Source organism: uncultured Aquimarina sp. (assembly GCF_947500065.1).
GTDB lineage: Bacteria > Bacteroidota > Bacteroidia > Flavobacteriales > Flavobacteriaceae > Aquimarina.
Map to the genome: position 1 here is coordinate 1 of NZ_CANMQT010000059.1, position 247 is coordinate 247.

At 42.1% G+C, this 247-nt stretch carries 1 protein-coding gene; it reads right to left on the reverse strand.

Features of this window, described 5'->3' with window-relative positions; all coding sequences use genetic code 11:
• Positions 1-247 (reverse strand): hypothetical protein (locus tag Q0975_RS28435; RefSeq protein WP_299444390.1); only part of this gene is annotated, 247 nt, incomplete at both ends.

Genomic DNA, 247 nt, shown 5'->3' on the forward strand with positions numbered 1-247 from the left:
ATCGGTGGACCTAGTGGATCTAATGGATTGATCGCACTCACTACAGCAGTGTTGGCAAAGGTGCCAGCTGTAATATCGGCTGCAGTAATTACATAACTTGCTGTATACGTACTGTTGTCACTCGCCCCTACTACTAAGTCTATCGTCGTAGCTGGTGTAACTGTTACCAATGCATCGGTTACACTAATTCCGGTTAAATCTATATTACCTGTATTACTCACTGTAAATACATAGTTGATCGTATCTC